The 26,537-nt window shown below is 49.5% G+C and carries 24 protein-coding genes; 4 read left to right on the forward strand and 20 right to left on the reverse strand.

Features of this window, described 5'->3' with window-relative positions; translation table 11 throughout:
* Positions 1–204: 204 nt before the first annotated feature.
* The 7 genes from ABEW73_RS12155 to ABEW73_RS12185 all read right to left on the reverse strand — a co-directional run bounded on the left by ABEW73_RS12155 (position 205) and on the right by ABEW73_RS12185 (position 9,711).
* Positions 205–1,113 carry a hypothetical protein gene (locus ABEW73_RS12155; protein ID WP_430170764.1) on the reverse strand — a complete coding sequence of 303 codons (909 nt, stop codon included), beginning with the start codon at positions 1,111–1,113 and terminating at the stop codon, positions 205–207.
* A 17-nt stretch (positions 1,114–1,130) separates the two neighbouring features.
* Positions 1,131–2,492: a nucleotide sugar dehydrogenase gene (locus ABEW73_RS12160; protein WP_430170765.1), complete on the reverse strand. Its 1,362-nt coding sequence runs from the start codon at positions 2,490–2,492 to the stop codon at positions 1,131–1,133.
* A gap of 176 nt (positions 2,493–2,668) precedes the next feature.
* Entirely contained in the window at positions 2,669–3,475 is an 807-nt protein-coding gene (locus tag ABEW73_RS12165) for a response regulator transcription factor (RefSeq protein ID WP_430170767.1), read from the reverse strand.
* A 61-nt stretch (positions 3,476–3,536) separates the two neighbouring features.
* Positions 3,537–4,904 (reverse strand): glycosyltransferase family 2 protein, encoded by a 1,368-nt coding sequence (locus ABEW73_RS12170; RefSeq protein ID WP_430170769.1) that lies wholly within the window; start codon positions 4,902–4,904, stop codon positions 3,537–3,539.
* 43 nt (positions 4,905–4,947) lie between these two features.
* Positions 4,948–6,141 carry a HEAT repeat domain-containing protein gene (locus tag ABEW73_RS12175; protein ID WP_430170771.1) on the reverse strand — a complete coding sequence of 398 codons (1,194 nt, stop codon included), beginning with the start codon at positions 6,139–6,141 and terminating at the stop codon, positions 4,948–4,950.
* Between the two features lie 18 nt (positions 6,142–6,159).
* Entirely contained in the window at positions 6,160–8,418 is a 2,259-nt protein-coding gene (locus ABEW73_RS12180) for a hypothetical protein (RefSeq protein WP_430170773.1), read from the reverse strand.
* A 771-nt stretch (positions 8,419–9,189) separates the two neighbouring features.
* On the reverse strand, positions 9,190–9,711 hold the full coding sequence (locus ABEW73_RS12185; RefSeq protein WP_430170774.1) for an HPP family protein: 522 nt from the start codon (positions 9,709–9,711) through the stop codon (positions 9,190–9,192).
* A 148-nt stretch (positions 9,712–9,859) separates the two neighbouring features.
* On the opposite strand from ABEW73_RS12185, the gene ABEW73_RS12190 reads away from it, so the two are divergent.
* Positions 9,860–10,816, forward strand: coding sequence for a GntR family transcriptional regulator (locus tag ABEW73_RS12190; protein ID WP_430170776.1), 957 nt, complete (start codon positions 9,860–9,862; stop codon positions 10,814–10,816).
* Positions 10,817–10,969: 153 nt separating this feature from the next.
* Here ABEW73_RS12190 and ABEW73_RS12195 read toward each other — a convergent pair whose 3' ends face one another.
* The 9 genes from ABEW73_RS12195 to ABEW73_RS12235 all read right to left on the reverse strand — a co-directional run bounded on the left by ABEW73_RS12195 (position 10,970) and on the right by ABEW73_RS12235 (position 18,513).
* Positions 10,970–11,992, reverse strand: a complete 1,023-nt coding sequence (locus tag ABEW73_RS12195; RefSeq protein ID WP_430170777.1) for an ion channel — start codon at positions 11,990–11,992, stop codon at positions 10,970–10,972.
* A gap of 37 nt (positions 11,993–12,029) precedes the next feature.
* Complete coding sequence (locus tag ABEW73_RS12200; protein WP_076320807.1) at positions 12,030–12,422, reverse strand: DUF350 domain-containing protein; 393 nt, start codon at positions 12,420–12,422, stop codon at positions 12,030–12,032.
* Positions 12,419–13,090, reverse strand: coding sequence for a signal peptide protein (locus tag ABEW73_RS12205; protein WP_430170779.1), 672 nt, complete (start codon positions 13,088–13,090; stop codon positions 12,419–12,421). The genes ABEW73_RS12200 and ABEW73_RS12205 overlap by 4 nt, the downstream gene beginning before the upstream one ends.
* A complete protein-coding gene (locus tag ABEW73_RS12210; protein WP_430170781.1) occupies positions 13,091–14,290 on the reverse strand; it encodes a glutathionylspermidine synthase family protein in 1,200 nt (399 codons plus the stop codon).
* Entirely contained in the window at positions 14,287–14,967 is a 681-nt protein-coding gene (locus ABEW73_RS12215) for a hypothetical protein (RefSeq protein ID WP_430170783.1), read from the reverse strand. Before ABEW73_RS12215 ends, ABEW73_RS12210 begins: the two co-directional genes overlap by 4 nt.
* A 24-nt stretch (positions 14,968–14,991) precedes the next feature.
* Entirely contained in the window at positions 14,992–15,207 is a 216-nt protein-coding gene (locus tag ABEW73_RS12220) for a hypothetical protein (RefSeq protein WP_015734394.1), read from the reverse strand.
* A gap of 379 nt (positions 15,208–15,586) precedes the next feature.
* On the reverse strand, positions 15,587–15,826 hold the full coding sequence (locus tag ABEW73_RS12225) for a glutaredoxin family protein (protein ID WP_430170785.1): 240 nt from the start codon (positions 15,824–15,826) through the stop codon (positions 15,587–15,589).
* A 23-nt stretch (positions 15,827–15,849) separates the two neighbouring features.
* Positions 15,850–16,722, reverse strand: a complete 873-nt coding sequence (locus ABEW73_RS12230) for a hypothetical protein (protein WP_430170787.1) — start codon at positions 16,720–16,722, stop codon at positions 15,850–15,852.
* Between the two features lie 192 nt (positions 16,723–16,914).
* Entirely contained in the window at positions 16,915–18,513 is a 1,599-nt protein-coding gene (locus ABEW73_RS12235; RefSeq protein ID WP_430170789.1) for a cobyric acid synthase, read from the reverse strand.
* A 222-nt stretch (positions 18,514–18,735) separates the two neighbouring features.
* Between ABEW73_RS12235 and ABEW73_RS12240 the strand changes: the two genes are divergently transcribed.
* From ABEW73_RS12240 to ABEW73_RS12250, 3 genes are all read left to right on the forward strand, one after another.
* Entirely contained in the window at positions 18,736–19,404 is a 669-nt protein-coding gene (locus ABEW73_RS12240) for a Crp/Fnr family transcriptional regulator (RefSeq protein ID WP_430170791.1), read from the forward strand.
* A gap of 86 nt (positions 19,405–19,490) precedes the next feature.
* Entirely contained in the window at positions 19,491–20,057 is a 567-nt protein-coding gene (locus tag ABEW73_RS12245) for a redoxin domain-containing protein (protein ID WP_430170792.1), read from the forward strand.
* A gap of 255 nt (positions 20,058–20,312) precedes the next feature.
* On the forward strand, positions 20,313–21,287 hold the full coding sequence (locus tag ABEW73_RS12250; RefSeq protein ID WP_430170794.1) for a hypothetical protein: 975 nt from the start codon (positions 20,313–20,315) through the stop codon (positions 21,285–21,287).
* Here ABEW73_RS12250 and ABEW73_RS12255 read toward each other — a convergent pair.
* From ABEW73_RS12255 to ABEW73_RS12270, 4 genes are all read right to left on the reverse strand, one after another.
* A complete protein-coding gene (locus tag ABEW73_RS12255; RefSeq protein ID WP_430170795.1) occupies positions 21,282–22,364 on the reverse strand; it encodes a Gfo/Idh/MocA family protein in 1,083 nt (360 codons plus the stop codon). The two genes, ABEW73_RS12250 and ABEW73_RS12255, sit on opposite strands and share 6 nt — an antisense overlap.
* 369 nt (positions 22,365–22,733) lie before the next feature.
* Entirely contained in the window at positions 22,734–24,353 is a 1,620-nt protein-coding gene (locus tag ABEW73_RS12260) for an extracellular solute-binding protein (RefSeq protein ID WP_430170797.1), read from the reverse strand.
* A gap of 42 nt (positions 24,354–24,395) precedes the next feature.
* A complete protein-coding gene (locus ABEW73_RS12265; RefSeq protein ID WP_430170799.1) occupies positions 24,396–25,316 on the reverse strand; it encodes a carbohydrate ABC transporter permease in 921 nt (306 codons plus the stop codon).
* Positions 25,317–25,336: 20 nt separating this feature from the next.
* Positions 25,337–26,266, reverse strand: coding sequence for an ABC transporter permease (locus tag ABEW73_RS12270; RefSeq protein WP_430171252.1), 930 nt, complete (start codon positions 26,264–26,266; stop codon positions 25,337–25,339).
* Positions 26,267–26,537 lie beyond the last annotated feature (271 nt).

The raw sequence follows: 26,537 nt of genomic DNA on the forward strand, positions 1-26,537 counted from the left end.
CGGAAAAATTCATAGATTTTCATCATTATAGAGTTCAATTCTATACAATTTCTACACAATTCTGATTCCACCGCCCTTATCAGACAAAAAAAATACCTCCGAAAGTCTCTTAAGACCTTCGAAGGTATGTTGAATAGTGAATGATTCGTGTTGTTCATGCTGTTACCATTTAACCTGGAAATCGTAATGGAATCTCATTCAAAATCAAGGCTCTTCCCCAGCCATCGCGGTTCGTTTGTGAACCCATGCCTGGTAGTGATGGACGGCCATTCCCGCAAAGGAGGAATGGTCGCTGCCAAGTTTAGCGGCACGCAGAGCTTCGTCCTCCATCTCCTGTTCGCTCTTGGCAAAGAAGGTCAGATGCTCGCCTTCCTTCGTATCCCCGAGCTCCATGCCGATCCAGACGGACTTGCCGAGTTCATCCGCCTGCTCCAGCTCTTCCTTAGACAACTCATACATCTGCTCCCCGCTGTCCCGATACGCCATAACGGCAATCGCGTCCGTGTTCTGGATCATCCAGCGGCTGAATGAGTCGGCATCCGCGCTGCGCGGTCCAGGTACCTTATCAAGCCAGAATGGAACGGCGGCACTGAATGAGAGTCCCTGGCGCTTCGCCTCCTGCACCCAAACCTCCATGTTCGCGCTCCATTCTTCCACCACCTGTGCCTGTTCGCGGCCCCATCTCCGGAGCACATAGGGCTCAACATCGAACTGCACGCCCTCGAATTTCTCCTCGGGCGCAGCCGTACGATTGTACGCTTCCAGCCAGGTCAGCAGCTCCATCCCTTTTCGACGGCCATCCTCATAAGCCCAATCCGGCTGACCGTTCAAGGCGTGAACACTGATGCCCTGCTGATGTGCTGCAGCTACAAAATGGCGGTACTCCTCGTCCGTCACCTCTTCTTGAATCTGCAAGAAGATCGTTGTAATGCCTTCCCTGCCGCTAAAGGCTACAATCTCCTCCGTTTCACTCCGGATCAGACTTGCATCCCACAGCCATGTAGCCTTGTTCTGATTCACCTTGCCTGACGGGAGAAGAAAAAGGATCAGCAGCAAAAGACAGATGCCGGCAACCAGGGTGATCCACTTCGCTTTTGCATGTATAGGCCTCATTCTTCTCGTCCATTTCATTAGATCAAGACAGCCTCACCCGGCTCAGCTACATGCTGAACAGAATGGCCGATCTTGTAAATATGAGGCTCGGCGAACGCTTTAAATGCATTTCGCGTATCTAAGATCGGCACGCCGGTCGAAGCGATCGAATGATAGTCCAGATTGCTGTGGTTTGTGATGAGGACGATGCAATCGTAACGGCTAAATTTCGCGAGATCATACTCCACGCTGTGAATCGTCTCGCCTTGCTTATCCACAAAGCTGTGGGCATACGGATCGTAATAATCCACATAGGCGCCACTTTCCTTGAACTGTTCGTATACTTCAAGGCCTGGAGATTCACGCAAATCGCTGATATCCGGTTTGTATGCCATGCCTAACAGCAGGACATTGGAGCGCTTGATCGATTTGGCATATTCATTCAGAATCGTAGCCGCCTTGTTGATCACGTAGTAAGGCATATTATCGTTGGTGGACTGTGCCAGCTCAATGAATTTGCTATAGAAGCGGAAGCCCTTGGCCTTCCAGGACAGATACATGGGATCCAGCGGGATGCAATGGCCGCCGATGCCCGGTCCCGGATAGAATGGCATGAATCCGAACGGCTTGGTTGCCGCTGCATTGATCACTTCCCATACATCAATGCCCATGCGATCACACATCATGGCCATCTCGTTAACAAAGGCAATATTCACGCTGCGGAACGTATTCTCCAGCAGCTTGGACATTTCCGCCACTTTCGGATTGCTGACGGGTACCACCGTCTCCACATACTGCTTGTACAACGCTTCACCCAGCTTTAGGCAGGCCTCCGTCGTTCCGCCGATGACTTTCGGCGTATTCCGCGTATTGAACCGGCTGTTGGAGGGATCGACCCGTTCCGGCGAGAAGCACAGATAGAAGTTTTGGCCAACCTTATAACCGAGCTTCTCAATCGGCTGTTGAATCAGTTCCTCCGTGGTTCCCGGATAAGTCGTGCTTTCCAGCGTAATTAACAGATTAGGCTTCATAAAGCGTTTGAGCTGATCGACTACCATTGTAATGTAGGAAGTATCCGGGTCCTGATTCTCACTGAGCGGCGTTGGCACGCAGATGCTGACAGCGTCAATCACAGAAATCATGCTGTAATCCGTTGTCGGCTTAAAGCGTCCGGTTTCCATGCATGCCGCAAGCTCTTCGGACGAGATGTCCGTAATATAGGACTCGCCGCGGTAAATACGGTCAATTTTGTTTGAATCCAGATCGATACCGATGACCGTGAATCCCTGTCTTACCATTTCTACAGCCAGCGGCAATCCTACATAGCCCAGTCCCACAACACCCAGAACGGCTTTCTTATTCTCAATGGCACTCAATAAAGTTTCATATTCCTCATTCACAAGTATTCAACCTCCATCGGATGTATAGTCTATTTGTCTATTTCTTTTGCCTATTCGCCAAAAGAACGACCTCGTTTTGTTGAACTCTCTCCTTGCGATTAAAGAACCTCTCAGCTCAACTAATCACGTATCATTCATCAATTCTGATCAAACTAAAAGCGTTAATAACGATGTGTTTAATGAAGGCAGCGGCGGATGCGGGCATCCAACTCCACTGGCGAGAACGGTTTGGTTACGTAATCATCCACCCCGTTTTGGAAGCATTGACTGATCGTTTGCTCCACACGTTTTTCGGTTAATACCACAATTTTCGGCGGTTCCTTCACATCCAGCTGCTGGATATGATGAATGAAAGGCAGGCCGTCGATGCCATGCAGATTGAGCTCGGTCAGCACAAGATCCGGCTCCCATTTCGGGATGAGATCCAGCGCCTCCAAACCATCTACCGCTTCAAGTGTTTCATAACCTTGCATGGTCAAGCGGATCTGTAAAAACTCCCTCACCGTGGCATCTTGATCCACGATGAGAATGCGGTTTTGACCGCTGTCTGCTTCCTCCTGCGTAAATATATGAATATCCGATGAGGTACTGAGCTTGGCCGCTTCCGCCATCTGCTTCAGCGTCAACACTGACGGCGCTTCAGTAAGCGCTGCAAGCGTAATACGCGGATCTGCTTGCTCCAAACGGCCTTGCAGATGCTGCTTCAGGAGCAGCGCCTGATAATGGGCGGCATCCAGCGAATATCCAGGCAAGGTAACAGCCAATACACCGGTATTGGTGTCCTGCAGTACCTCACCATTCACGCCGGACAGCTGGTCCACAAAGCTTTGAACCTCCGCCAGCCCAGCCTCCGTCTCGGACGGATTGCCTGCACAGTACAGAAACAGCAATGCTGTCCCATGGCTATGGTTTCTCACTTCCTCCTCCAGGCGGCCGTAGAAATCAACGGCCTGCACGCGTTGCAATGTTGCGGATTGAGACATAACTGTAGGTCCCACCTCTCTTTATATTTTGATGCTGTTACATATGAACCGGGCCTTGAAGTCAGGCAGCCTTGTTCTTATCTTTCCAGCTCTGCCGGGTCATGGTGCCCCATGAATTGTTGTTTTGCAGATATTGAATATGCCCCTGTACTCTCCACAGCACACCTAACTGGTGGTAACCCACGAATTTGAGTGCCGAGAAGAGGAGCATCTTCACCAAATCGGACAATTTGGTATACCGGCGGAAGGCCATCTCCTCCAGGATGAGAGCGCCCACGCTGAGCAGGTACCCACTTAAAAAATTGACGAGTCCAAACACGACCAGCACATGCCAATTTGTCATATCCAGCAATACATATCCAAGCAGAGCCAGAAGGCCCGTAATTCTGAAGTAAGGGTTTAGCGCTTCAAAAATAACGTTGTAGGGCATCGTCATCAAGCCCATGATTTTATATTTCGGATTGAACACCATATCGCGGTTCTCGATCATGTTCTTCAAGTTTCCCCGTCCCCAGCGCTTGCGCTGATTGGACAAAATGTTGTAGCTGTCCGGCGCTTGCGTCCAGCACACTGCTTCCGGGCAAAAAGAAACGCGATATTTGATTTTATTTTCCAGCATATAACGGTGCAGCTTGATAATGATGTTCATATCTTCGCCGGGATAGCCTCCTCGATAGCCGCCCACCGCAATGACATAATCTTTGCGGAACAAGCCGAAGGCTCCCGACACGATGATGAGTCCGTTGAAATGACTCCACCCGATTCGTCCTCCCAGGAAAGCTTTCAGATATTCGATCGATTGGAACATCGGCCATATCCGGCGCGGCAAGGATACGTCCTTAACCTCTCCGTTCTCAATCACGCAGCCATTGGCGATCCGAACATCCCCGCCGATGGCCACCGTTTCCTCGGGATTCTCCATATACATGCGGGCCATCCGAATCAGCGCATCCTTCTCCAGCAATGAATCCGCATCGATGGAAGAAATCAGCGGATAACGGGACAAGTTAATGCCCGCGTTCAACGAATCAGCCTTCCCGCCGTTCTCTTTGTCAATAAGGTAAAGCTGCGGGTACTGCGGATTATAATAAATGCCGCGAACGTTGTTCGTATTGATGTTGCCGCGGACCTCCGGATTGGGCAGCAGTGTCAAACCGTACTCCTCAATCAGCACCTTCAGCGTCTCGTCGGAGGACCCGTCATTGATGACGATGACCTCGTAAGTTGGATAGTTCAGCGTCATCAGACAGCGGACATTCTCCGCGATGGTCAGCTCTTCGTTATAGGCCGGAACCAGCAGAGATACCGATGGAACTAGTTCTGAACCTGATAGCGTATTGTATTTGGAATACGTCGCGCGTCTGAAAATATCCTTAATATTTCTGAAAGAAAACAGCAGAATTACAAAATAAAGCGCGCTAACGATCATGACGTAATAAATCGCCACCATACCGTAAGTGAGCAGGATATCTCTAAGCAGTGTAATCTCCTCCTACTCCTGCAACTGTGCCAATCCGTTTGTTCGTTTGAACACCGAAATAACGATCGTACACCAGTTTCTTTTTATTAAAGGCCACCATTTGCTCAACTTGCTCGTATTCGCCTTCGTTGGACATGATCCGTTCGATCCGGTACAAGGCCGTTTCCCTGGCCGGACCTTCTCCTGTCAGCGCGGCTTGGCATAATGTCTCGAAGCCTTGTTCTCCTAACATGGCAAGACTCTCCGCGCTGTTGTTGCGCACATGCCAATTCTCGTCCTTCAAGGCGGAAGCTAGAATCGGAATGCTGCCTGCCGCATGAAGCCGTCCCAGCGCTTTTGCCGCTGCTGCGCGTACTTCCCACTCATGATCATTCATGAGCTCCGCAATGGTATCATCCTTCAGGGCCGGATAGGAGCCAAGATACAGCTTGACCGCCTCCGCACGCACATCCTTCTCCTCGGATCCGACCAGTCGATCGAGTGCCGGCACGACAGCCGGAATGGCCTGCCCCCACATGGCTACAAGCGAAACCTTGACCAGTCCAGGATCGGGATCATCCAAGAGCTTGCGCATAAGGCTGGCCGAATCCAGCCGGGTTTCCAGCAAAATATCGGCAGCCATATGATGAATGGCTTTATCGTAGGACAGCAGCTTAGACAACATCTCTCGAATCTGCTGTGACTGAACCGCGCTTTTGGCAATCGCCCGCGCCATGATGATGGTCATCGGACCATATTTCGTTCGGTTCATCAGATGCTGAAGCTGCGGCACGGCCTCTTCCGCACGCATCCCCCCAAGGCGGTAGACCGCTTCAATACGGCGGTCTTTCCGCAGGCTGGATAATGCCCGAATCTCCTCTTCCACAAATCCAGCTTCCCGGCATAAGCGCAGGAGCTTCTCTCTGGCGTCCCCTTTGAATTGCTCGATCCACTCTATAAACTTGGCTTGAATGACGCGGCGCTCTGCCGATGTCAATTTGCCCGGCGGAAGCTCCAGCGTCGTATCGTCATGCAAATGACTCTGCACATACACAAAATAATCATGATGTTTTTCTGTTAAGCGTTCCGTTTCTCTTTGTATGGCATTGTGTTTGATCTTCATTTGGAACAACAGGATAATGCCGGCTGCAATAAGGCCGAGACATACATAGGCGAAAACGTATGCCATTTCTAGATTTGAAAACATATCCGATGGCTCCTCCTTTTATTTAGCATCTGGTACCCGCTCCGTTTCGGGTAGACGGGTGAATATATCCTGCATATCATAATAGCTTTGTTTTAATCGTTCACTGTACTTGGTTGCTTCCCACAGCTCCCAAGTATAGGGTTCGATCTCTTCCAGGTTGATGGATTCCGCCGATCCTGACGCTGAATCCTCGCTGTTCTTGGATCGCTGTACGATCCACGGAGCCAGCCGGATCCCTTCCGCTGTGATCGTGCTGAATGTGCGCTTGTCTTGAAGCGGACTGTAATCCAACACCTGCAGCGAACTCGGATCCCCGAAACCGAGCAGCATCCAAGGGATCCTCATCTCAACATATCTGTCTTGATACTGCCAGGCCGTAAGCGAATTAAAATCCTGAGCTTGCGGATCACTGGCCCCCCGTTTCAGCATCCCTACTTTCTCATCCACAAAAGGATGGGAAAAGCGGGTATCCGGCGGATTCATCAGCAGGCTGATGGCCAGCTTCCAGGAATGAAACGAACCACCAGGTACCACAGGATCATCCTTGGTTCCCTTCGCTTCCTCTCCTGGCAGCATCCAATATCCCTCTTTACCGTACAACCGGCTGTGGAAATCATATGATGGTGCTATGGTGACCTGGGACTCATTCTCTTTACCTAACTGAATTAAAGTTTCCAATGCCCCGCCTTTGAGCGTTCGTCCCGCCAGCTCTTTCTTGGGGATGTCGCCGCCAGGGATCGTGTCTGCACCGATAAAGAGTTTGGAACGTTCGGGATCAAATGCTTCTTCCAGTTCCATCCCGATATACAGGTAGGCTTCATCATGCGTCAGCTTCATGCTCTTGACGCCCGGAGCCGTTCCGGACCAGGTCTTGACTTCCTCTTTGGGGACCTTATCCCAATCGCTGAGATCCCCGTCGATCGTGATCTGCTCTGCCTTGCCCGGCTGCATAGCGAGAACGCCAAACATCTTCTCATTCGTCAGCACATTCAACCAGAATGCCCGGCGGTCCGCCGGTATTTCAAAAGGCATCGTATTCCATGTCTTCTTGAACCATTCGTCCTGCCACATGAACAAGATGGCCCCGGAATAACCTTCGTCGTAAATATCCTGGGTCAGCGAAACGTTGACCGAGCCTTGCTCAGCTTCGTCATGTCCCCCTTGATCCTTACCTCCAGGACCATGGTGTGAAATACCGATGGATGACGGTACGCCGTATTCGGTGACCATAATCGGCATATCCTCGAACGCTGCCTTCAATTTTCGCAAGTAGGCTTTGTACGTGTTGTAGCTTCCATCCCCATCGGGAATGGTCTGTAATGTTTTGTCCGTACGGAAAAAATCCGGATAGTACGGATACACATGGTATGCGGCAAAATATCCTGCATCCCAGTTCACCGGTTCTACATGCCTCGCATCAACAGACACTAGGTCTTCCTCAAACAGCGGTTCCCCCGGATGCTCAAGCACATCCGTTGTGACCCAATTGGTAAATGTCATCGGATGCTGCCACCCGTACTTCTGCTCCTCGGCAGCCGTATAGTCCAATAAAGATGCCAGCCAATTCTCGAAGGGACTTGCGTCCTTCGTCCCCGAGAAATAGGACCCCTCATATTGAGGAACATCCTTATGTACCGTGTTGGTGTTATCGACCATCGCAGGGTCCCATTCGGTTCCCACATGCCAGGCCATAAGGTACTTGCCTGCATTGACCTTATATTTGCCACTCGACTGTCCATGCTTCGGCTCAACGTTGATATCACCATAGACAGCAGCAACAGCCTTCGATATCTCCGCTTTGAACGTCTGGATGATTTCTTCGTCATACGCATCCCTACGCTCAATTAGCTGCTCCTCCGGTGACCAAATGCCCTGCATGAAGTACAAGGGGTCATCGCCTTTATCTCGGTTATATTTCACCAGTGCAGAATAAAAGACCGGATTATGCACGGTGTAGACCCTGATTACATTCGCTCCCATGTCATCAATCTGTTTAAACCAGCGAAGGTAATCCTCCTCCGTTGCCGGAAGCTCACCGGGATAATGTCCAGGTACGGTTGCCCCAAGATTCACACCTTTGGCAAAAACCTCTTTCCAAACCTCGTCATCTTCATATTCCAGAAAGGAGCTTCCCTCAGTTTTGAACTTCATTTTCACACCGTCCGCATCCGCATACGTTTTTAATGACGGTCGTAAATATCCTTGAATTACAGCAGCACCGCAGAGAAGCACTATTGTGCAAAGTGCTGCGGTCACCCACCATTTTCGCCTGCTCATCGTCTTCGTTGCTCACCTGCCCCTTCTTTGACATGCTTGTTGCTGCACCGACATTTATGACGACTGAGCCATACTCGTCATTTTATAGCCGATGCGTTCCCGATACCATATTCCTTCTTTACCAACTTTCCCAAACCCGATTGTAGTCATAAAGAAGTAAAACGAACTTCTTCCATATTTTCCCCCGATAAAACACACCGCCGCCTCTTCATCCCTGTCATTTGACAACTTCACAGCCTGGTGTTAGGTGTGTGCAATGAGACTGCCCCAGCTCTGATAAGGCTAGAACCCATACGAATTCATCCCATCAGAGAAGTACAGCGTGATTACGAATATTTTCAGAAAATTTTCGTGAATCATAAGGTTAAACGCAGAAAAATTGCTAAAGTTCCGGTCATTTTTACATCTTTATCCATAGTTATGACAAATTTGATACCAAAGTCGTATAAAAAAACGGCTGAGAACCGCATTCTGTAAAGGTTTGGCAATATTAACCTTTTATACAAAATGAGAAAAGAGTCCTGTACCGGGATCGTGTAATATTCTATAGATTTGACACCCGGGATCAAGTGGTAAGTATCTCCTATTTTTTATGATTTCGGTTTGGATTCCCTCGCATTGTGGTATATAAATTAGTTTGGAAAATTCCAGATCTGCGGCAAAACAACATAAAACAGACCCGGTCCCTTGTAGATCCGAGTCTGTTGTTGACGATATAAGATTGAAGAAGTTACCATGATTACCGTTTATTCATCAAAGAAAAAACTGCCTTCACCACCAAAATGTCGGATACCTTCGCTCCTTTACCGCATTATTGACGAGCAGAGCCACAACCACGATCATGACGGACCCGGCGAGCACCGGGGTAAATAGGAATGACCAGCCACTGCCAGCCATTATGACAACCAAGGGATCTGCGCCAGCTGGAGGATGCGTCGTTTTGGTGATCCCCATCAAGCTAATCGCCGCTCCCACACCGATGGCCATGGCCCAGATTCCGTCCCCCAGAACCTCAAGTGTTATGAGTCCCGTGAATGTGGATATCAGATGCCCTCCAATGAGGTTCCTTGGCTGTGATAGCGGCGCATCCCAAACCGCAAACGCAAGCACACAGCTCGCACCAAAAGGTGCCATGATCCAAATACTCTCTGCGAGCGACGTCAGAAGAGCCAACAACCCGATGGAAATAACGCCGCCGATAAAACCAATGGCAATATTCATGGGGCGAACGGTCAACGGACTTCTAGCCCCACCTTTCATTTTTTGTAAATATGCTGCTGCCCGATCCTTCATCGTAACCCTCCTATATTCATAATTAACTAGTTATTTAGTTATATATAAAATAAAGATTTTCAGCCATATATGTCAATACTTTTCTTGATAATTGACGAATAATTATGTAAAGTTAAATTACTAGTTAGCTATGAAAGGAGGTTTCGTTATGCCGCATAAACTCACGCTTCGAGTTGACCCGCACGCTACCCTTAATGTCAGCACACAGGTCAAAGAACAATTAAAGTGGTTGATCGGGATTGGACAGATCGACCCCTTCGATATGCTGCCTCCGGCCGGTACGCTGGCCGATCTGCTGGGACTGAACCGCAACACCGTAAATCTGGTCTACAACCAGTTGAAGGATGAGGGGATCGTCTCGATGCATAAAGGCAAAGGAACGCAGGTATTAAACAACGCACAGGTAGAAGAGCTCAGAACTCGCAGAAAGCTAATGCACGAGCTGGTAGAGCGAACAACGAAGGAGCTTAGCTCCGTTAACATCCCGACGAGCGAGTTCTTTGCCGCATCCCTCGCCTATACGCTGCTGCAGGAGCCTGTCCTGAACACGAAACAGCGGATTTTGTTCATCGAATGTAAGGAACATGATTATCCCTTTTATCAGAAAGCCATAGAGCAAATGACGGGTGCCGAAGTGAAAACGGTATTTCTGGAGGATCTGTTGACGGGGAAACAAGCCTTATTCGAGGCGCTGGAGTACTCAAACCTCCTGGTCACGACATTAAATCACGATGCCGAGGTAAAGGCTTTGTGCAGCAAATATGACAAAAAGGTTACTGTCATTGGTGCCAACGTGGAAACATCGGTCCTGCTTGATATCGCCCAGCTTGCACCGGGAAGCGATATCAGCTTTGTCTGCTTGGGTAAGGCAGGTGCACAATGGATGGCCAGCCGCATGGAAGAAGCCGGTATTGAGGGGGTTCGCGCCAGCTTGGCTGGGCTGGATAATCGGGAGGACCTACTGCAACGGATCAAGGAGTCCGACCAGGTCTATGCATCTGCTGCCGCATATGAAGAGGTTCGAGCCTTATTCCCTGGAAAAGTGAAACTGTTTCCCATGAAGCTGGAGAAGAGCAGCGAGAGCATGCTAAGAGAGATGGTCTGAATTCTATAGAAAAAAACGCCCACTGTTATAAACAGGGGCGTTTTCTTGGGCCAGATGTTTCTATCTGTGCCGAATGTTCAACATCTGAATACCGATATCACGAATTCCGAAGGTCCCATGTGGTTCCACGGGCATCGAATCGATGGCCCAACTTCAGGCAAGCTTGCCGGTAATCCGCTTATAGGTCGCTTCGTCCGAGACCACATACAATCTGGCATCCCGCGGAATCGGCACATCCAGCTTGCGGTTAATGCTGAGGTCGTTGCGATCGGATATAAGCGTCGCTCCTTGTCGCAGCAGATCCTGAAAGGCATCGCCGTAGGTATTCCATGCAGGATTTAAAGCCACTTCGTAAATATCATCGCCATGCTGGCGGCTCAGCAGCTGCATCAGCACATCCGAGTTACCTTCCTGCAGCGCCGCTCGCACAGCCAATCTGGACACGGCGTCGTGCGAGAGCACAAACTCGTTAACATGATTGTAGCGGAAATTTTGAACATGCTTCTCCTGCACAATCTCCACCGTGGTATGTACATTTGGCGCAATCCGTTCAATGCTGGAAACAATCAGAAGCGACTTGCCGTCCACGAGAGCCGATTCATCAATCCGGGCATCCGCAAAAACAATAGCCGATCTGGCCTCCAGGATGTTGGCTCTTATCAGCACGTCATCCGCTGCAGGATCGCCGCTTACAAAATGAACCTGTTCGAGATGTTCGACAGGATGCTGACTGGAATCATCAATGACCACAATCTCGGACTCCGGCGAATACGACAAAATCTCATCGATCGCGGACATTGCTTTTTTGCTCCAATTGATTATGATGACATGACCCTTACCCTTAAAATTCAACCTGCCCGCTCCTCTCTGCCGCTGCATGCTTCCAAACGATTCAATCACCTTACCGATCACCAAACTCAACAGCCCGATACCAAAGATATAAATGAATATCGTTAATATCTTGCCTGGCACGGTAGCTGCATAGTAATCGCCATAACCTACGGTTGCCATCGTGGTAAGCACCCAATATAAGGCGTTAAACCAATGGTGAAAGGTTTCGGGCTCCAGCAGAAAAGCCAGGGTCGAGCACAGCACCACAAACAGTACCACAATCACGCTGATTGTTGTTTTACGCAGACGCATCATTTTCAAAGATAATCTTAGAAAAAAGTGCACGTACCTGCTCCTCTCCAAGAAAATGGTGCTATTTGACCTAAATAATCAGGCTGCTGATTGCAAAGGCCGTCCCGATAAACACCATCGCAAGCAGAATGCCGATCGCTACGTTCCCCTTTTGCAGGTGCTCGGAAAGTTTAAGACCCGGCGTAGCCAGCTCGAATACCCAATAGGCAACGATCAAGCATACATACCCGACGACAAACCACAGTATCATGTGCCAGATCGATGAATTCGTATACGCCGATATGCCCAGAATAATGGCCGTTGCCATAAATTTGCCGCCAAAGGCTAAACCAACCGCAACATTCCCCTTCTTCAGCTCTTCCATGTCGTTAAACCGGGTCATCCAGCTGAAAATCAACATGCCCAGTAATTGAAGCACGATAATGCAAATCACACTTACTACAATATTAATGACGACCGTCAATCCGCCCACCCCCGAAATTTTGCATAGGCCAAGTCGTAATCGGCGAAATCATGCACTTCCTCCAATACAACATCAACCTTGTCCTTCTTTTCCATTGCAGCATAACGCTTCTCATCGATCGGCTGCTTGATCCGATTGCCCGTCGGCAGCTCGATGACAGCAAAATGCCTGGTGTCTTTTTTATACGTTGTTTTATAAACCCCAACCAGCTTCACGTCAGTTTTGACCGTGACTTTCAGGTTGGTTAAATCCGACTCTGCCGTCTTTTTATCCTTGAATGACTTAATGGTCTGCCAAGACGATAACCGGATATCATTACGTTGATTCGCATCCGTGGTAAGCTCCGCATCCATGAATTGAAGCGTCCAAATTTTGTCCCCGGTAGCATAGTTGTTATCGTTCGGCAGGAGCTCGTTATCCGGTTGCACGGTCATATCGCCGCCAATCAAATCACCGACGGTCCCTTCAATGATCCGGTAGTCCCAAGGCACGCGAGCAGAGGTTGAAGCTACTTCCTCCGATCCGGTATGAAATACCGTGGACCCATTGGAGCATGCACTCAGCGCCAAAACCATGAGGGATAATAGAAGTACCGCCAGAACGACCGGAGGTTTCCTCTTTCCCTTAGGAGCACCGCTATGCTGCCATCTATCTTGTTTCAACTGCATTTATTTCACTCCCATTGCGATAAAATGGCTGGAATTACCCGTAATCAAACCGCCCGCCCGTCCCAGCAAACCGCAAGGGGTGCCATTCAGGACGAACAATCCTGTCAGTAAATGAAAATGGCCTTCCGCCGTCTCGATGCGAGCCAGGTCTGCCCTCCGCTGATAGACCGTCGGAAACATGACACTTGTATCATATCCGTCCTGATCCTCTACCTCGAGTTGTCCGGCCTGGTCGTACAGCTTGACAGAACCACCCTCTCGACCGAACATCGACTTTGACACAAAATTACCGGAGAATACCGGTTTGTTGTAAGTGGGCAGCATATAATTGACGATGGCTTCCCGTTCTTTCTCATCGAACAAAAGACCCAGCTCATACATCCCCCACATGGCGGCAAGCAGTCCTTTGGATTGCAGTAAAATGCTGTGCGGCGAGTTGAACAGCTGCAGGCGTCCCGTCTCGATGGCAAAGGCAAGCGCATCTCCGCCATCATCGACGGACATCCACTCCTTCGGATATAGGGCAAACATCCGGTGAATCTCCCGGCCATCGCCGTCCTTCAGCATACCTTCGTCCACCCAGAGGTCAAGACAATCCACCAGTCGGATATCCAGCCCGCTGTGCCGAACCAACGCTTCGATCGTACCGGAGTCCTCTTTATGTTCGCCATAAGCGATGCAGGCAGCCGTATCCGGACACTCTGCTCCCCACGCTTGTGCGACCAGTTCTTGCATCCGTTCGTTGGGAGAGACAAAACCGGCCTGACGGCACATCCACGGCGTTGCAATGGAAGCCTCAACATAACCTGTAGGCGTGTCGGCATTCAGCTCCAGCAGCTTGATGCTGCCGTCATGGGCAATAGCAAAATCAAACCTGGCATACCGGCTGATCAATCCCTCTTCCGGCAGTGGACATTCATCCAGCATCTGCCACAGGATAGGCGGAATGCCAATCAAGCTGTATATATGATGATTGCGATGAATATAACGAACGGTTTTGTCCAGCATGGCCCATAATATCGCAGCTGCTTCTTCCAGCTCACGATAGGTCTCTTGCCTTAGGGTGACGATCTGGTCTATCCAGTAGGCTTCCCCATCCAGATCCGCCCAGGTAAAGCCGAGCTCCGCGAGCTCTGATACTCGCCCATCCCGATTGGGGCTAGGCTGTCCCGATACGGTGAATACGCTGTCGTGACTCATCCTCCAAAACCGCCGGATCTGGAGCTGGATTTCGAGCCCGAGGAACTGAACCCACTGGAATTGCCGCCGATGCCACCAGACTTGGACGACGTGGAGCGGCGCGTAATCGTACCCGACGATGAAGTGGAGGTTTTGGGGCGAACATTGGAATTCACCACCGGTTTATTCTGGAACGTACCACTCGAATACGTGCGGGGTTTATAAGGCTTGCCGTTATTCGCATAATAACCGCGATGATTGTTGTACCATCCGCTGGATGAATAATAGGAACCATTGTTAAACAACATGTGATAGAGCAGCAAGTCATCCCATCCGAAACCGGAATTGTACCCGCCATAGTTGTTGACGATCGTTGTTCCGCCGCCCGAACCTGATCCTGCAGCGGCTCCTTCTACCGGCTCTTCCTGGAATTTTTCCTCACTAGGAAACGGAATGTTCCAATCCACATTTTTGTCAAAATACTTCTTCACTTCTTCTGTCGACCAGGACACCAACTGCGGCTCTTCGGATGAGGTAACCGCTTCCGAAGCAAGGTCTTGCGCTGCCGCGCCCGATACCAGAAATGCGTTCGCCAACAAGGCGATGCCGAGCGAGCTCGACAGGACCCGAATCGGTTTGCCTTCCGGCGTCAGCCATTTGGATGCAGGCTGATCTTTTTTGTCTTTTTCATTACTCAAGGTGGTTTCTCCTTTCGGACAGAATTAATCGTTCCGCATCGGAACGAGCAAAAGCTCCAGTTTGCCCGTGTCCACGTTTAATCTGCCTTCGATCGTTTCATATTCCCTGCCGCCGGCGACGATATAATTCACATGTTCCAGCGCAGCGACCATGTTCATCGTCCATGCCCGCTCTTCAATCTGCACCAGCTCACCATCCGGCCTTTTTTCAAACAAAATGACGTTCATTCCATAATCCACTGTGTGTCTACCCCTTCCATCTAAGCAGTGAGTATTGATACGTGTTATATTCCGAATCGTTTCAAAAAGCTACAATGGACGATCAACGCTCGCCACAGCGTTCTTTTCCAAAAGACGCAATCCATATAATAACACCGCTACTGATTATTTACACCTGCGAATTACCATTAAAAAACTTACGAAAACGAACATTCTGGCCGTACATTACCTGATTATTTACGTTTTATATGGTGTAGCATCAAATTTCATGTACATCGTCTCCGAGTTGCACCGCATGATGGTCATTGGCGTGGTGTGAAAATAGACGCACGTTAAAAGAAGCATGGATCATCCCGCGGGGAACGATCCATGCTTCTTCTACACTTCCATGAACACTTATTTATTTAATCAATTCCCGGATTTCCTGAAAGTTATCGGCAAATCCAATCCATACTTTGTCACCAATAACGATCGTAGGCACAATCTGTTTTCCCGTCAACCGTCTCACTTCTTCCGGATATTCCGGGTTCTGTGTACAATCATACTCCGTATACGGAACCTCCTGCTCCTTGAAGTAACGCTTGGCATGATGGCAATCACTGCAAGTGGGGATGGTGTAGATTTTCAATGGTTCTGTCATATCGATCACTCCTTAAACTGAAATTATTGTATCTCAACGACAAAAGGTACGGTCATCACTTCACCCTGATGCTGAAATTGTCCCCAGATTTTGTAGATACCGCTGCGGGGGAAGGTAGTAGCAAATTCCGCCTTGGGGCCTGTACTCTGCTCGTCCAGGGGATGTACATGGATGTACTGCTCAGCGTCTGCGGACAGAATGACAACGTGCCCGACTGCGCCCAGATAAGGCTCGAGGTTGTTGATGCCTTGCTTCGTCTGCGCATCCTGGATTTGATAGGTGAGCACAACCTCTTCATTTGATAAAGTATTGCTTAAACTCAGCTCAATTTCCTTGCCGTTTACTTGTTGGATCAGGCTGGAATCCGGTTGAATCGCCAAAGGTTTCCCAACTTCTCCCTCAATCTGAACCCATTCGCTAAGCGTGGTCCCTCCAGCACCCTTAGGCACAAAATCTGCGAACAATTTATATTCGCCGCCAGCCGGGAATGTCGTGTTCACGGTAAATACGCCATTCTCCTTGTAATCCGGATGAATATGGTTGAAGAAGGACAAATCGCGATTCACTATGATCAGATGCAGGAGTTTCTCATGATTGACATCAAAATCCTGGACAGGTCCGCCGTCTTTATCCGTAATTTGGATCGTCAGCTCAGATTCAGCGCCTGCTCTTGCCGGTTCATTCCATGTAAATGCAGCGTTGTAATGATCTGAGGCAGTTTCATGACCGCCAGCATGTTCACTGTGCCCATTCGTTTCCTGGCTTCCGCTTTCCTTTTCATGGTTTCCTCCATGACCGCCCGTATCTGGGGCCTGCTTCGCGTTATCACATGCGGTCAACAATCCAAAAGCAAGTATGCCCGTTAAGGTTAATATGGTGCCCTTCCTATTCAACATAGGCTATCACTCCAATCATGGGATATACGGCAAGATGAATTTTCATCCGTCTTTATATTTAGTATACCCCCCTATCCTATAATTAATCAACTTTTTTCTTTTCGCTCTACGCAAATAACACCATGCCGTGTGCATGGTGTTATCTTCCTATTCATCATTATTACCCGAATGATCGGATGCATTCCCCATCATTCAATGCGCATAACCGATGATTTCATATATTCTTTTCATATCCACATGATTACGAACAACGTCCGCTACACGGTCAAATTCCGCGAATTTGCGTTCTTCTGCTTTGAACGTCTCTGGAATTGGAATCAGACCCCTCTTCACCCGAATGCCGTTCAGCCAGGACCTGCGGAAGACATCGTTGTCAAACAAGCCATGCAAATAGCTTCCCCATACGCGGCCATCGGAAGTAGCTGTCCCTTCAATATGTGGTTGTATATCTTCTTCTGCCTTTAAAGAATCTGTGCCATCTGCTTCAATCGAAAAAAGCGGTCGGTGTCCTGAACAATCAGACACGGCGCTCCATTCGGTCTCGCCCATATGGATTTCATAGGCCGAAATCGTCGAATCGGCCACTGTATCCGGTATAGCGAACTTCAAAGGATGTTGCTGTAACAATTCCCCTTTCACCCGAACCGTCCTTTTATGCTTTAAAAAAGAAGTCCGAATCGGCAGCAGGCCGAGTCCCTTTGCTTCCCGAACGCTCCCTTCAACCGCATGCGGATCCGACAACTGCTCGCCCAGCATTTGATATCCTCCGCAGATGCCAACCAACTGCACATCCCGCTGCTGCGTCTGCCTCAAGATCGCATCGGCCAGGCCCCGATCCTGGAGGAAACCGAGGTCACTAATCGTATCCTTGGTGCCAGGCAAAATAATGACATCCGGCGTACCAAGTTCATCCACCGATTGGACGAAACGAACGACAACATCCGGCTCCCAGCGCAGCGCATCCACATCCGTAAAATTCGAAATACGCGGATACCGGATCACGACAATATCAAGGTCGCGCTTTTCCTGGCTTTGATATTGAAGCTCATCCAGCACAACCGAATCCTCGGCCTCGATTCGCATGTCCTGAATATAGGGGAGTACGCCCAGCACGGGAATGCCTGTCCGCTCTTCAAGCCAGTCCAGTCCCGGCTGAAGCAGCGCCAGATCCCCGCGGAACTTGTTAATGATAAACCCTTTGACCCTGGCCGCCTCATGGGGCTCAAGCAGTTCAAGCGTACCTACAATGGAAGCGAACACGCCGCCACGATCGATATCCGCAACCAGAATAACCGGTGAATCCGCCCATCCTGCCAAATTCATGTTAACAATGTCCCGATCCTTAAGATTGATCTCCGCCGGACTTCCCGCGCCCTCCATGACAACGATATCGTAGCTCTCCCGTAATCGATCCAGTGCATCCAGCACAATCTCTTTGGCCTTCGGCAGGAATTGCGTCCGGTAATCCATCGCACTCATCTGCATGTGGGGAACGCCATGGATCACGATTTGCGAATGCATGTCCTTTATCGGCTTGATCAGGATCGGATTCATGTCCGTGGTTGCGGCAATGCCGCAAGCTTCGGCCTGTACGCCCTGTGCTCTGCCGATCTCTTTGCCATCCAGCGTCACGTAGGAATTAAGAGCCATATTTTGCGATTTGTATGGAGCTGTGCGATAACCGTCCTGTAGAAATATGCGGCATAGCGCTGTCGTTACGATGCTCTTGCCCACATCCGAGGCCGTGCCCTGCAGCATAAGTACCGCTCCCTGCCCTTTCCTGATCTTCATGGGTATATCCCTTATGTATTGCGTTTCATTCATCTTCTTCACCCTTTTCCCTGACTTAAACGCTTGCTCACCCCATTATAGCAAAACCATCGCATCGCTAAGGAGTTCTTCCCGCATGAGATCTAGATAAATTGGCTTGAACTTTGTCAGCCCGAAATGTTAACAATATAGAATAGCAGTTTCGTTTGTCCGTGCATGATTACCGAAAGGGGGAAACCAACCATGAAACCTGAACTGAATGAGAAGCAGATAACCGATATCTTTCCTTATTTGAAAGTCGTGCCGCCAGAAGAATGGATCCATGCTAAAGCTTTTACAAAACATTTTGATGCCAAATCGAGAATCTTTCATCGGGAGGATGCCGCGAGGTATGGCATGTTCCTGATTAGCGGATCGGCCCGTATCACAATCATCAACGAAGATGGCAACGAATCGGTGTTAAACATACTATCAGCCGGTGAAGTCTGTTCGCTCCTCGTACTTAGTGGGCTTAGCGGGCAGGATTATCCGGGGACTCTCATTGCCGAGTCCGAGGTAGAGGTCTTATATGTGTTAAAAAGCAGCTTTCTCCGTTGGCTGCAGGTATATGAACCCATCCGTAGCGCTATATTTGGCGGGCTGCTTGATGGAACACTGCGGATGGCAAATAGGATGCAGGAGAGACAGGCATTACCGCTGGAGCAGCGCCTTGCCAGAACTCTGCTGCGCATCACCTCGGAAGAACATCCGTTAGTGCACACAACCCACCAAGAGCTAGCCGATGAAATTGGCTCCGTAAGAGAGGTCGTCTCCCGAACGCTGGGCCATTTCCAAAAGAAAGGATGGCTGGAAACAGGAAGAGGCTGGGTGAAAATTATAAACCGGGGCTGTCTAACAGAAACTGCTATGTGACCTAGTCACAGAGCAATGTACTCCTCCCTGCTACATTGGTAATAGGCCTCACGCCTATATACCGTTAACCCAGGAGGAAATCCAAAATGAACCATGTGCTCCAACCCGGAGATTATGCTCCATTATTCCAAAGCGTAGATCAAAATGGAAATATCATTTCACTAGAAAACCATCGCGGACGTAAATTACTTCTCGCTTTTTTCCGTAACGCAGCCTGTGCACTATGCAATCTGAGGGTGCACCAGTTTATTCAGCGATATCCTCAGTGGCAGCAGCAGTATCATCTCGATGTCATTTGCGTTTTCGAATCACCGGAAGCGGCACTTCATCAGCATGTCGGTCAGCAGAAGGCTCCATTTCCTCTTATTGCCGATCCGAATGCAGAACTCTACACTCGCTATGGAGTCGAGACTTCGGTAGCCAAGACACAAGCCACCTTAGCACAACCGAATGTGCATCAATTCACGGATGAAGCAGAAGCGGCAGGTTTCAAGCTGACACCGGAAGAAGGTTCAAATTTCAATCGGATTCCGGCAGAGTTTGTGCTGGATGAGGACGGCATCTTACGGATTGCGCATTACGCTCGTCTTATTACCGATCATCTGTCTTATGAAACCATTGAACGTTATGCTGGCGGAACACTGCTTCCTTAGCCGGGTTGAGCCTATCTTTCAGTCGTCTTCAGCAGTAAAAAAGAAATCCAACATGAGACATAAAAACAAGCCGATCCGGATGGATCGGCTTGTTTGGTGACGCTATGACTGTAAAGTCAAATGCTGCCTATGAAAGCTCTTAAGGGATAATATTTTCAAAACAGGGGATATATTCATCCAAAAATATACTTTTTTATCTAATGTTGTATTATCTTGGATAGGTGACTAGAGTTGGTTAAGGGAGGAACTGATTGAATGGTAATGCATTTCTCCAAGATTGGCAACATCTATATTCATGTCAAATGGTTTACAGACAACTTTGAATGGGTCCCCCTGCCCTTTCCCCGCATCGTTACGCTGACGTTCCTGTTTTGGTTAGCGTTTACATTGTTAATCCTATTACTCACCTGTGCTTTTCACGATCCCTTGGGTAAGATGAGGCCCGTCATGAAAATTCATCAATGGCTGCACAGACTAAGGCCCCATACCGAGGTCATTCTGCGCATAGGGCTGGCCATCGGCCTGGTGCTGCAGCTTCTGAGCGGCTCGTACCTGGCACCCGAGTTCAAAACCAATTCCATGTGGATTATCCTCGGTCTCTCTGCCGCCGCAGCCTGCCTGCTCTATAAACGCACATTGCCGGTGAGCGGTGCCATCCTGTTCTTGCTATATCTACAAGCTTCATTAACCTACGGCATTTTTCATTCCATCGATTATTTAATCTATCTCGGTATTGTATATTATCTGTTTGTGTCCGGCACTCCAATAAAAAGAACGGCTGCTCCGGTCATGTATATATGCACGGGCATGTCCCTTGCTTGGCTTGCTATGGAAAAACTGACCATCCCCGAGCTCGCTTGCACCGTAATGGGCAGTTACGGACTTCCTACCTTCGGATTTACCATTGAGCATTTCGTCATGATCAGCGCTTTTGTCGAAATTGGACTGGCGTGGGCATTTATCGTAGGCATCATGAGCCGATTCACCGCCCTGCTGGTATCAGGCATTTTTATTATGACAAGCCTTGTATTCGGTTACAAAGAAGTCATTGGCCATACGATCATTCACACGGTACTGATCCTGTTCCTGATCGAAGGTACAGGGGAGCTTAAAACTCCCTTTCAATTCCACCGCTCCTCATTACTTCGCGGATTATTTGTAAGCGTTAACTTTTGCCTGTTTCTGTTCACTTTGATGGCGTTGTATATCTGGATGGGCAAGACGTTATGACAAACTCTGGATTCGTTGGCCCGTATTTCGGAGTTCTACCACCGCCCTGGTCTCACTTGCTCTAACGACCGCATCCAGCACCTCTTGATTCCGGTATCCGTCCATAAACCCGGGGACTCCGTCCGCAGGCGCTCCCCGCAATATCGCGGCAAAATCGGCATACTGCTTGACCTTGCAATGCTGCGGCACTTCCATGGTCGTTCTAGCGAGCTGCCCGGACTCTTCTTCACGAATCCATACCACCCGTTCCGGATCCAATGTGCTGGCGTGGACCGTGCCATGATCGCCGTAAATGGACACCTCATGCTGATTGCCTGAACCGAACGCATTGCGTGATGTCTGGAACACGCCCATCATGCCATCAGCCATCCGAGCCTGAAAGCTGGCAAAATCATCAACTTCGATCTTGGCCATCGCTCCCGTTACCGGGTCCCTACGTTCTGGAATGATGGTATGTAGCTGGGCCGTAATTTCTTCAAATTCTCCAAACAGAAATCGGGCCATATCGATCATATGTGAGCCCAAATCTCCCAGGGTCCCCGTCCCTGTGATGGCTTTGTTGTATCTCCACATGTAGGGAACCTGCTGGTTCGGCACGCCAAATCCTTGCAAATACTGAATGGAGAAGTGACGGATCGTCCCGAGTTTGCCTGTACGGATGAGTTCCCTTGCGTAGCGAAAAGCGGGGGTGTAACGGTACGTAAAGCCGATCATGGCCGGAACGGGCAACTTCTCATATAACTCCAGCAAGGGGATTGCCTCTTCGAATACTCGCGTAAATGGTTTTTCCGTCAAAAAAGGTTTACCCGCTTGCAAGCATGCGCTGATGATATCCGCGTGCACGTTGTTAGGCGTAACCGAAATGACGACATCGACGTCAGGATCCTCAATCAAATCCTTAAAGTCGGCATAGCGCTTACCGTCATCAATCCCCAGTTGATGGCCTACTCTGGCCACGGCTTCCCCATTGACGTCGCTCACGGCCACAAATTGATACGTATTCTCTTCATTCATCCAGCGGATGTGCTCCTGCGCCATCCCGCCCAAACCGATTAAGCCGATTCGAAATTTATTCATTATCGAAACACTCCTTGTTTATAAATCTATCTCTCACTAGGGTTGAATATGCTGTTCGGATATAGGCTGGCTACCTGTTCATTATGTTTCCCATGATTGCCTTCTGTAGATAGAGTTGCTCATTCATCACTACGAATGCGGATTGTTTTTCCGATCCCTGTTACCCCCGGATTTTTTCGGAATGAAATGAATAATGTTGAAATCCAGGGATAAAGGGGAACGCTTCGCTTCTCCAAAACAATTCCGCCTTCTCCGTTGAAGTTTGATACTCTAAAACCTATTGAATTAAAGTCAAACTCTTCGCTAAGGAATGACACTGCCCCGCAGCATTTCGATCTGCGGGGCAGCCCGGACAGATGCAGGCAATCCTTATTTCACGCTGATATACCGCTGATAGGCTTCCTTGCGGATTTGTACCAGCCGCTCAAGGCCCATATCGTTCAGCTGCTTGACGTACGCGTCCCATTCCGCATCGATATTGCCTTCGGATATCCACTTCGCGCGGGTCGTGCCGACATAACCGTCGATATCCGTTGTCAGTGTAGGCAGCTCCTGGAATTCTTCGGCGCTGTACATCACGTTCGGGAACGGCGTCGTTACGTAATCGCTGCCCAGCTTGTCGATGACCAGCTTCAAGCCGTCGCCCGTGGTCTCATCCAGTATGATGTTTTTCTCGAAGCTCGGGCTTACATACTTCGGTCCAAAATCCCTTACGGATTGCTCCCAGTACCAGGCATCCGCACTCGTACCTTCCGGCGGACTCATGAGCGTAAACGTCCCATCGTCGTTCTTCTGAATCACCGTGCCGATGGCGCCCCAGAAATTCTGGATGCTCGCTTCATTAGTGTAGAACTGATCCGCCCAACGAGCCGAAATTTCCGGATACTTGTTCGACGTGGTGATAAGGAACTCGTTTCTCCGCAGGCTCATGCCTTGCGGCTCGCCGCCCTGATACCTGTTTCCGTCAGGACCGGCGATGGACGGAATTGCAATATATTGATCCTTCCACTTCCCGAACACCGCATCCGGCACCCATTGGTTGGAGAAACCGATCAGCGCCGCATCCGGATTCTGATGCTTCGCCGTGGACATGGTGCTGTCCTGCGTGAAGATCTCCTGGTCGATCAAGCCTTCCGAATACAGCTTATGCGCCCACTTGATCGCTTCCTTGTAGTTCTCCGTCACCGGGTAGAAAACAGGCTCGTTATCGATGACCATCATGCTGTTTCCGTTGATGTCCGTGATGCCGAACGGGTTCAACAGGTCGATGCTGATGTTCCCCGATCCGCTGACCGGAATTTCATCGGCCTTGCCATTGCCGTTCGGATCCTGTTCTTTAAACGCCTTGAACACCTCGTACAGCTCGTCTGTGTTGTCCGGAATGTCCAGCCCGAGTTGATCGAGCCATGTTTTGTTAATGATCGGCTGGATCGATGCTTTCGGCCTTGACGGCAGCCGGGCCGGCAAGGAGTAGATTTTCCCGTCCGGGAATGTGCTCATCTTCTTCATCTCGGGCGTTTCTTCCAGCGCCGCTTTCAGGTTCGGCATGTATTGATCGATGTAGTCATCCAGCGGGCGGAAATACGACAGGTTGTTCACGATGTCGGAATCGCTGAATACGATATCACCGAAAATAATATCCGGCAGCGTTCCACTGGCCAGCATGATCGATTTTTGCTCTCCCCAATCATTAGAGGACATGATTTGCCAATTGATTTTGACATTGGTCTCCTTCTCTAAATCCTTGAGCCACTGGTTCTGGAGGAATGTATCTCCCATGTTGCCCCAGCGAACGGTCAGCACATCCAGCGTTATCGGCTCATTGACAATCGGCAAACCTTCTTTGTTAAAAGCCGCTTCGGCATCCGTCTTGGTGTCACTGCTCTTGCCACCACTGCAGCCCGCCAGATTTAACAACAGGATTGCGGACAATAGGATGGCGGCAGCCAGCTTCAAGCGATGTCTCCTCTTTGCATTGTTTGTTCCCATTCAACGATTCCCCCAATTATTATTTAATAGATCCATTCAGCTTTACGACTTCACGGCTCCGATCATCACCCCCTGATTGAAATACTTCTGTACAAACGGGTAAATGCACATGATCGGCACCGTCGCGACGATAATGACCGCGTAACGCATAATATTGGCCAGTCGCAGCGCGATGGCTGCGGCCTCTCCGGTACCCATAGCGGATTGCATCTGGTTGGTAACCAGAATATTTCGCAAAATGAGCTGCAGCGGGTACAGATTCGTATCTTTTAAATAGATCAGAGCATTGAAATAGGAGTTCCAATGACCCACGGCCGTCCACAAGGCAATGACCGAGATGACTGCTTTCGAGAGCGGAATCACGATGGTCACGAAGTATCTCAGATTTCCGCAGCCATCCAGCTGGGCCGCTTCCCATAAATCCTCCGGAATGCTGCTCTGGAAAAAAGTCCGTGCCACAATGATGTTAAAGGCGGCAACCGAGAACGGCAGCACCATGACCAAAAACGTATCGTACAGCTGGAAATCGCGGATCGTCATAAAGGTCGGAATCAAACCGCCATTAAAAAACATCGTAAAAATAAAGAGCAGCGATATATATTTGCGACCCACGAGGTCTTTTCGCGAGAGCGCGTAAGCCGCAGAAATGTTAACCACCAAGCCGATTACGGTTCCTGCAATTGTATACACAATCGTGTTTCGGTACCCCATCCATATATTAGAATGCTTCAGCAATTCTTGATAGCCTGCCAGCGTAAAATCCTTAGGCCACAGCCATACCTGTCCATTCGCAACCGCCGCCGGCTCGCTGAACGAAGCAATGATGATGAAGTACAGCGGGTAAATCAACACGATCAGCATCAAGACAGCGAATACATACAGGCCGATTTCCAGCACCCTGTCGGAAGATCGGGTATTCCTCTGCCTTGGCGCCGTCTTCTCTCTTATTTCCACTACGCCCATAGAACCCTTCCTCTCTTGCGTTACCACAAACTGTTCTCGCTGTATTTTTTCGAAATCTGGTTGACCAGAATCAATAGAATAAAATTAATGACCGTATTAAACAAATTGATGGCCGACGAGAAGCTGTACTGGCTGCTCAGCATGCCGATTTTGTACACATACGTGGAGATGACCTCGCTGGAGGTAATATTAAGACTGTTTTGCATGAGATAAACCTTCTCGAAGCCGACACCAAGCAAGCTGCCGATCCGCAAAATGAGCAGGGTCACAACCGTTGGCATCAGCATCGGGATATCGATAAACCGGATTTTCTGCCATCGGCTTGCCCCGTCCATCGTGGCAGCTTCGTATAAACTGGGGCTCACCGCAGATAACGCTGCGATATAGATAATGCTGTCCCAGCCCGTATGCTGCCACACGTCCGACCATACGTACACACTGCTGAACAAGCCGGCCGATCCCATCAGGTTCGGCGCTTCCGCACCGAAGAGCCGGAAGATATTCCCGATCAATCCCGAGCCGGGCGAGAACAGAATCAGCATGAGTCCGACCATCACGACCGTGGATATAAAATGCGGCATATAGGTTACCGTCTGGAAGAAGCGCTTGAACCCATTCTGGCGCATTTGATTGACCATCAGTGCGAGCATGATCGGAATCGGGAACGTCACAACGCTGTATAAGCTGATCACAATCGTGTTGGTGATCGTTGTCGAGAACTGATAGGAATTAAAAAACTTCTCAAAATACTTTAGACCCGCCCATGGACTGTCCATAATCCCGAGAGCGGGACTGTAGTCCTTGAATGCGATCAAGATGCCGTACATCGGTACGTAAGAAAACAACAAGACCAGCACAACCGCAGGCAGTAGCAGTAGATACAGGCCCCAATTCTTTTTGATCCGCCCGAGGGTTGGGTGCGTGGCTCTATTCAGTTGGCCTGCTTTCAAATCGATTCCCCTTTCCGTTCGCGTCGTCGTGAATCCGGCATGTAGCTTAAGCAACTCAAGTATACTTCGACCCGCAATGGTTATTTGGACCTCATCATGCGTTATTCGGACCTTCGTCTTGTCCCCCTTCAAGGAATCCTCGATTTCCATATACAAGCATGCTATTATCCGGACTTTACGATGTGGTATCCGGACTTTATGGAAGATGCCCGAGCGTTCGCTCCTGTTTTTTTCGTCCTTTCCCTTTATAATGATCAGTACTACTATTAAA

The sequence above is a fragment of the Paenibacillus lautus genome (assembly GCF_050482385.1).
Classification (GTDB): Bacteria; Bacillota; Bacilli; order Paenibacillales; family Paenibacillaceae; genus Paenibacillus_AQ; species Paenibacillus_AQ lautus_B.

What these genes read in the sequence shown, in the direction of transcription:
- ABEW73_RS12225 (WP_430170785.1), bottom strand. Translation starts at nt 15,826, where the DNA reads ATGACAGAACCATTGAAAATCTACACCATCCCCACTTGCAGTGATTGC.
- ABEW73_RS12185 (WP_430170774.1), bottom strand. Translation starts at nt 9,711, where the DNA reads ATGAAGGATCGGGCAGCAGCATATTTACAAAAAATGAAAGGTGGGGCT.
- ABEW73_RS12240 (WP_430170791.1), top strand. Translation starts at nt 18,736, where the DNA reads ATGAAACCTGAACTGAATGAGAAGCAGATAACCGATATCTTTCCTTAT.
- ABEW73_RS12190 (WP_430170776.1), top strand. Translation starts at nt 9,860, where the DNA reads ATGCCGCATAAACTCACGCTTCGAGTTGACCCGCACGCTACCCTTAAT.
- ABEW73_RS12235 (WP_430170789.1), bottom strand. Translation starts at nt 18,513, where the DNA reads ATGAAGATCAGGAAAGGGCAGGGAGCGGTACTTATGCTGCAGGGCACG.
- ABEW73_RS12265 (WP_430170799.1), bottom strand. Translation starts at nt 25,316, where the DNA reads ATGGGCGTAGTGGAAATAAGAGAGAAGACGGCGCCAAGGCAGAGGAAT.
- ABEW73_RS12230 (WP_430170787.1), bottom strand. Translation starts at nt 16,722, where the DNA reads ATGTTGAATAGGAAGGGCACCATATTAACCTTAACGGGCATACTTGCT.
- ABEW73_RS12245 (WP_430170792.1), top strand. Translation starts at nt 19,491, where the DNA reads ATGAACCATGTGCTCCAACCCGGAGATTATGCTCCATTATTCCAAAGC.
- ABEW73_RS12170 (WP_430170769.1), bottom strand. Translation starts at nt 4,904, where the DNA reads ATGATCGTTAGCGCGCTTTATTTTGTAATTCTGCTGTTTTCTTTCAGA.
- ABEW73_RS12175 (WP_430170771.1), bottom strand. Translation starts at nt 6,141, where the DNA reads ATGTTTTCAAATCTAGAAATGGCATACGTTTTCGCCTATGTATGTCTC.
- ABEW73_RS12155 (WP_430170764.1), bottom strand. Translation starts at nt 1,113, where the DNA reads ATGAGGCCTATACATGCAAAAGCGAAGTGGATCACCCTGGTTGCCGGC.
- ABEW73_RS12255 (WP_430170795.1), bottom strand. Translation starts at nt 22,364, where the DNA reads ATGAATAAATTTCGAATCGGCTTAATCGGTTTGGGCGGGATGGCGCAG.
- ABEW73_RS12180 (WP_430170773.1), bottom strand. Translation starts at nt 8,418, where the DNA reads ATGAGCAGGCGAAAATGGTGGGTGACCGCAGCACTTTGCACAATAGTG.
- ABEW73_RS12250 (WP_430170794.1), top strand. Translation starts at nt 20,313, where the DNA reads ATGGTAATGCATTTCTCCAAGATTGGCAACATCTATATTCATGTCAAA.
- ABEW73_RS12165 (WP_430170767.1), bottom strand. Translation starts at nt 3,475, where the DNA reads ATGTCTCAATCCGCAACATTGCAACGCGTGCAGGCCGTTGATTTCTAC.
- ABEW73_RS12210 (WP_430170781.1), bottom strand. Translation starts at nt 14,290, where the DNA reads ATGAGTCACGACAGCGTATTCACCGTATCGGGACAGCCTAGCCCCAAT.
- ABEW73_RS12260 (WP_430170797.1), bottom strand. Translation starts at nt 24,353, where the DNA reads ATGGGAACAAACAATGCAAAGAGGAGACATCGCTTGAAGCTGGCTGCC.
- ABEW73_RS12205 (WP_430170779.1), bottom strand. Translation starts at nt 13,090, where the DNA reads ATGCAGTTGAAACAAGATAGATGGCAGCATAGCGGTGCTCCTAAGGGA.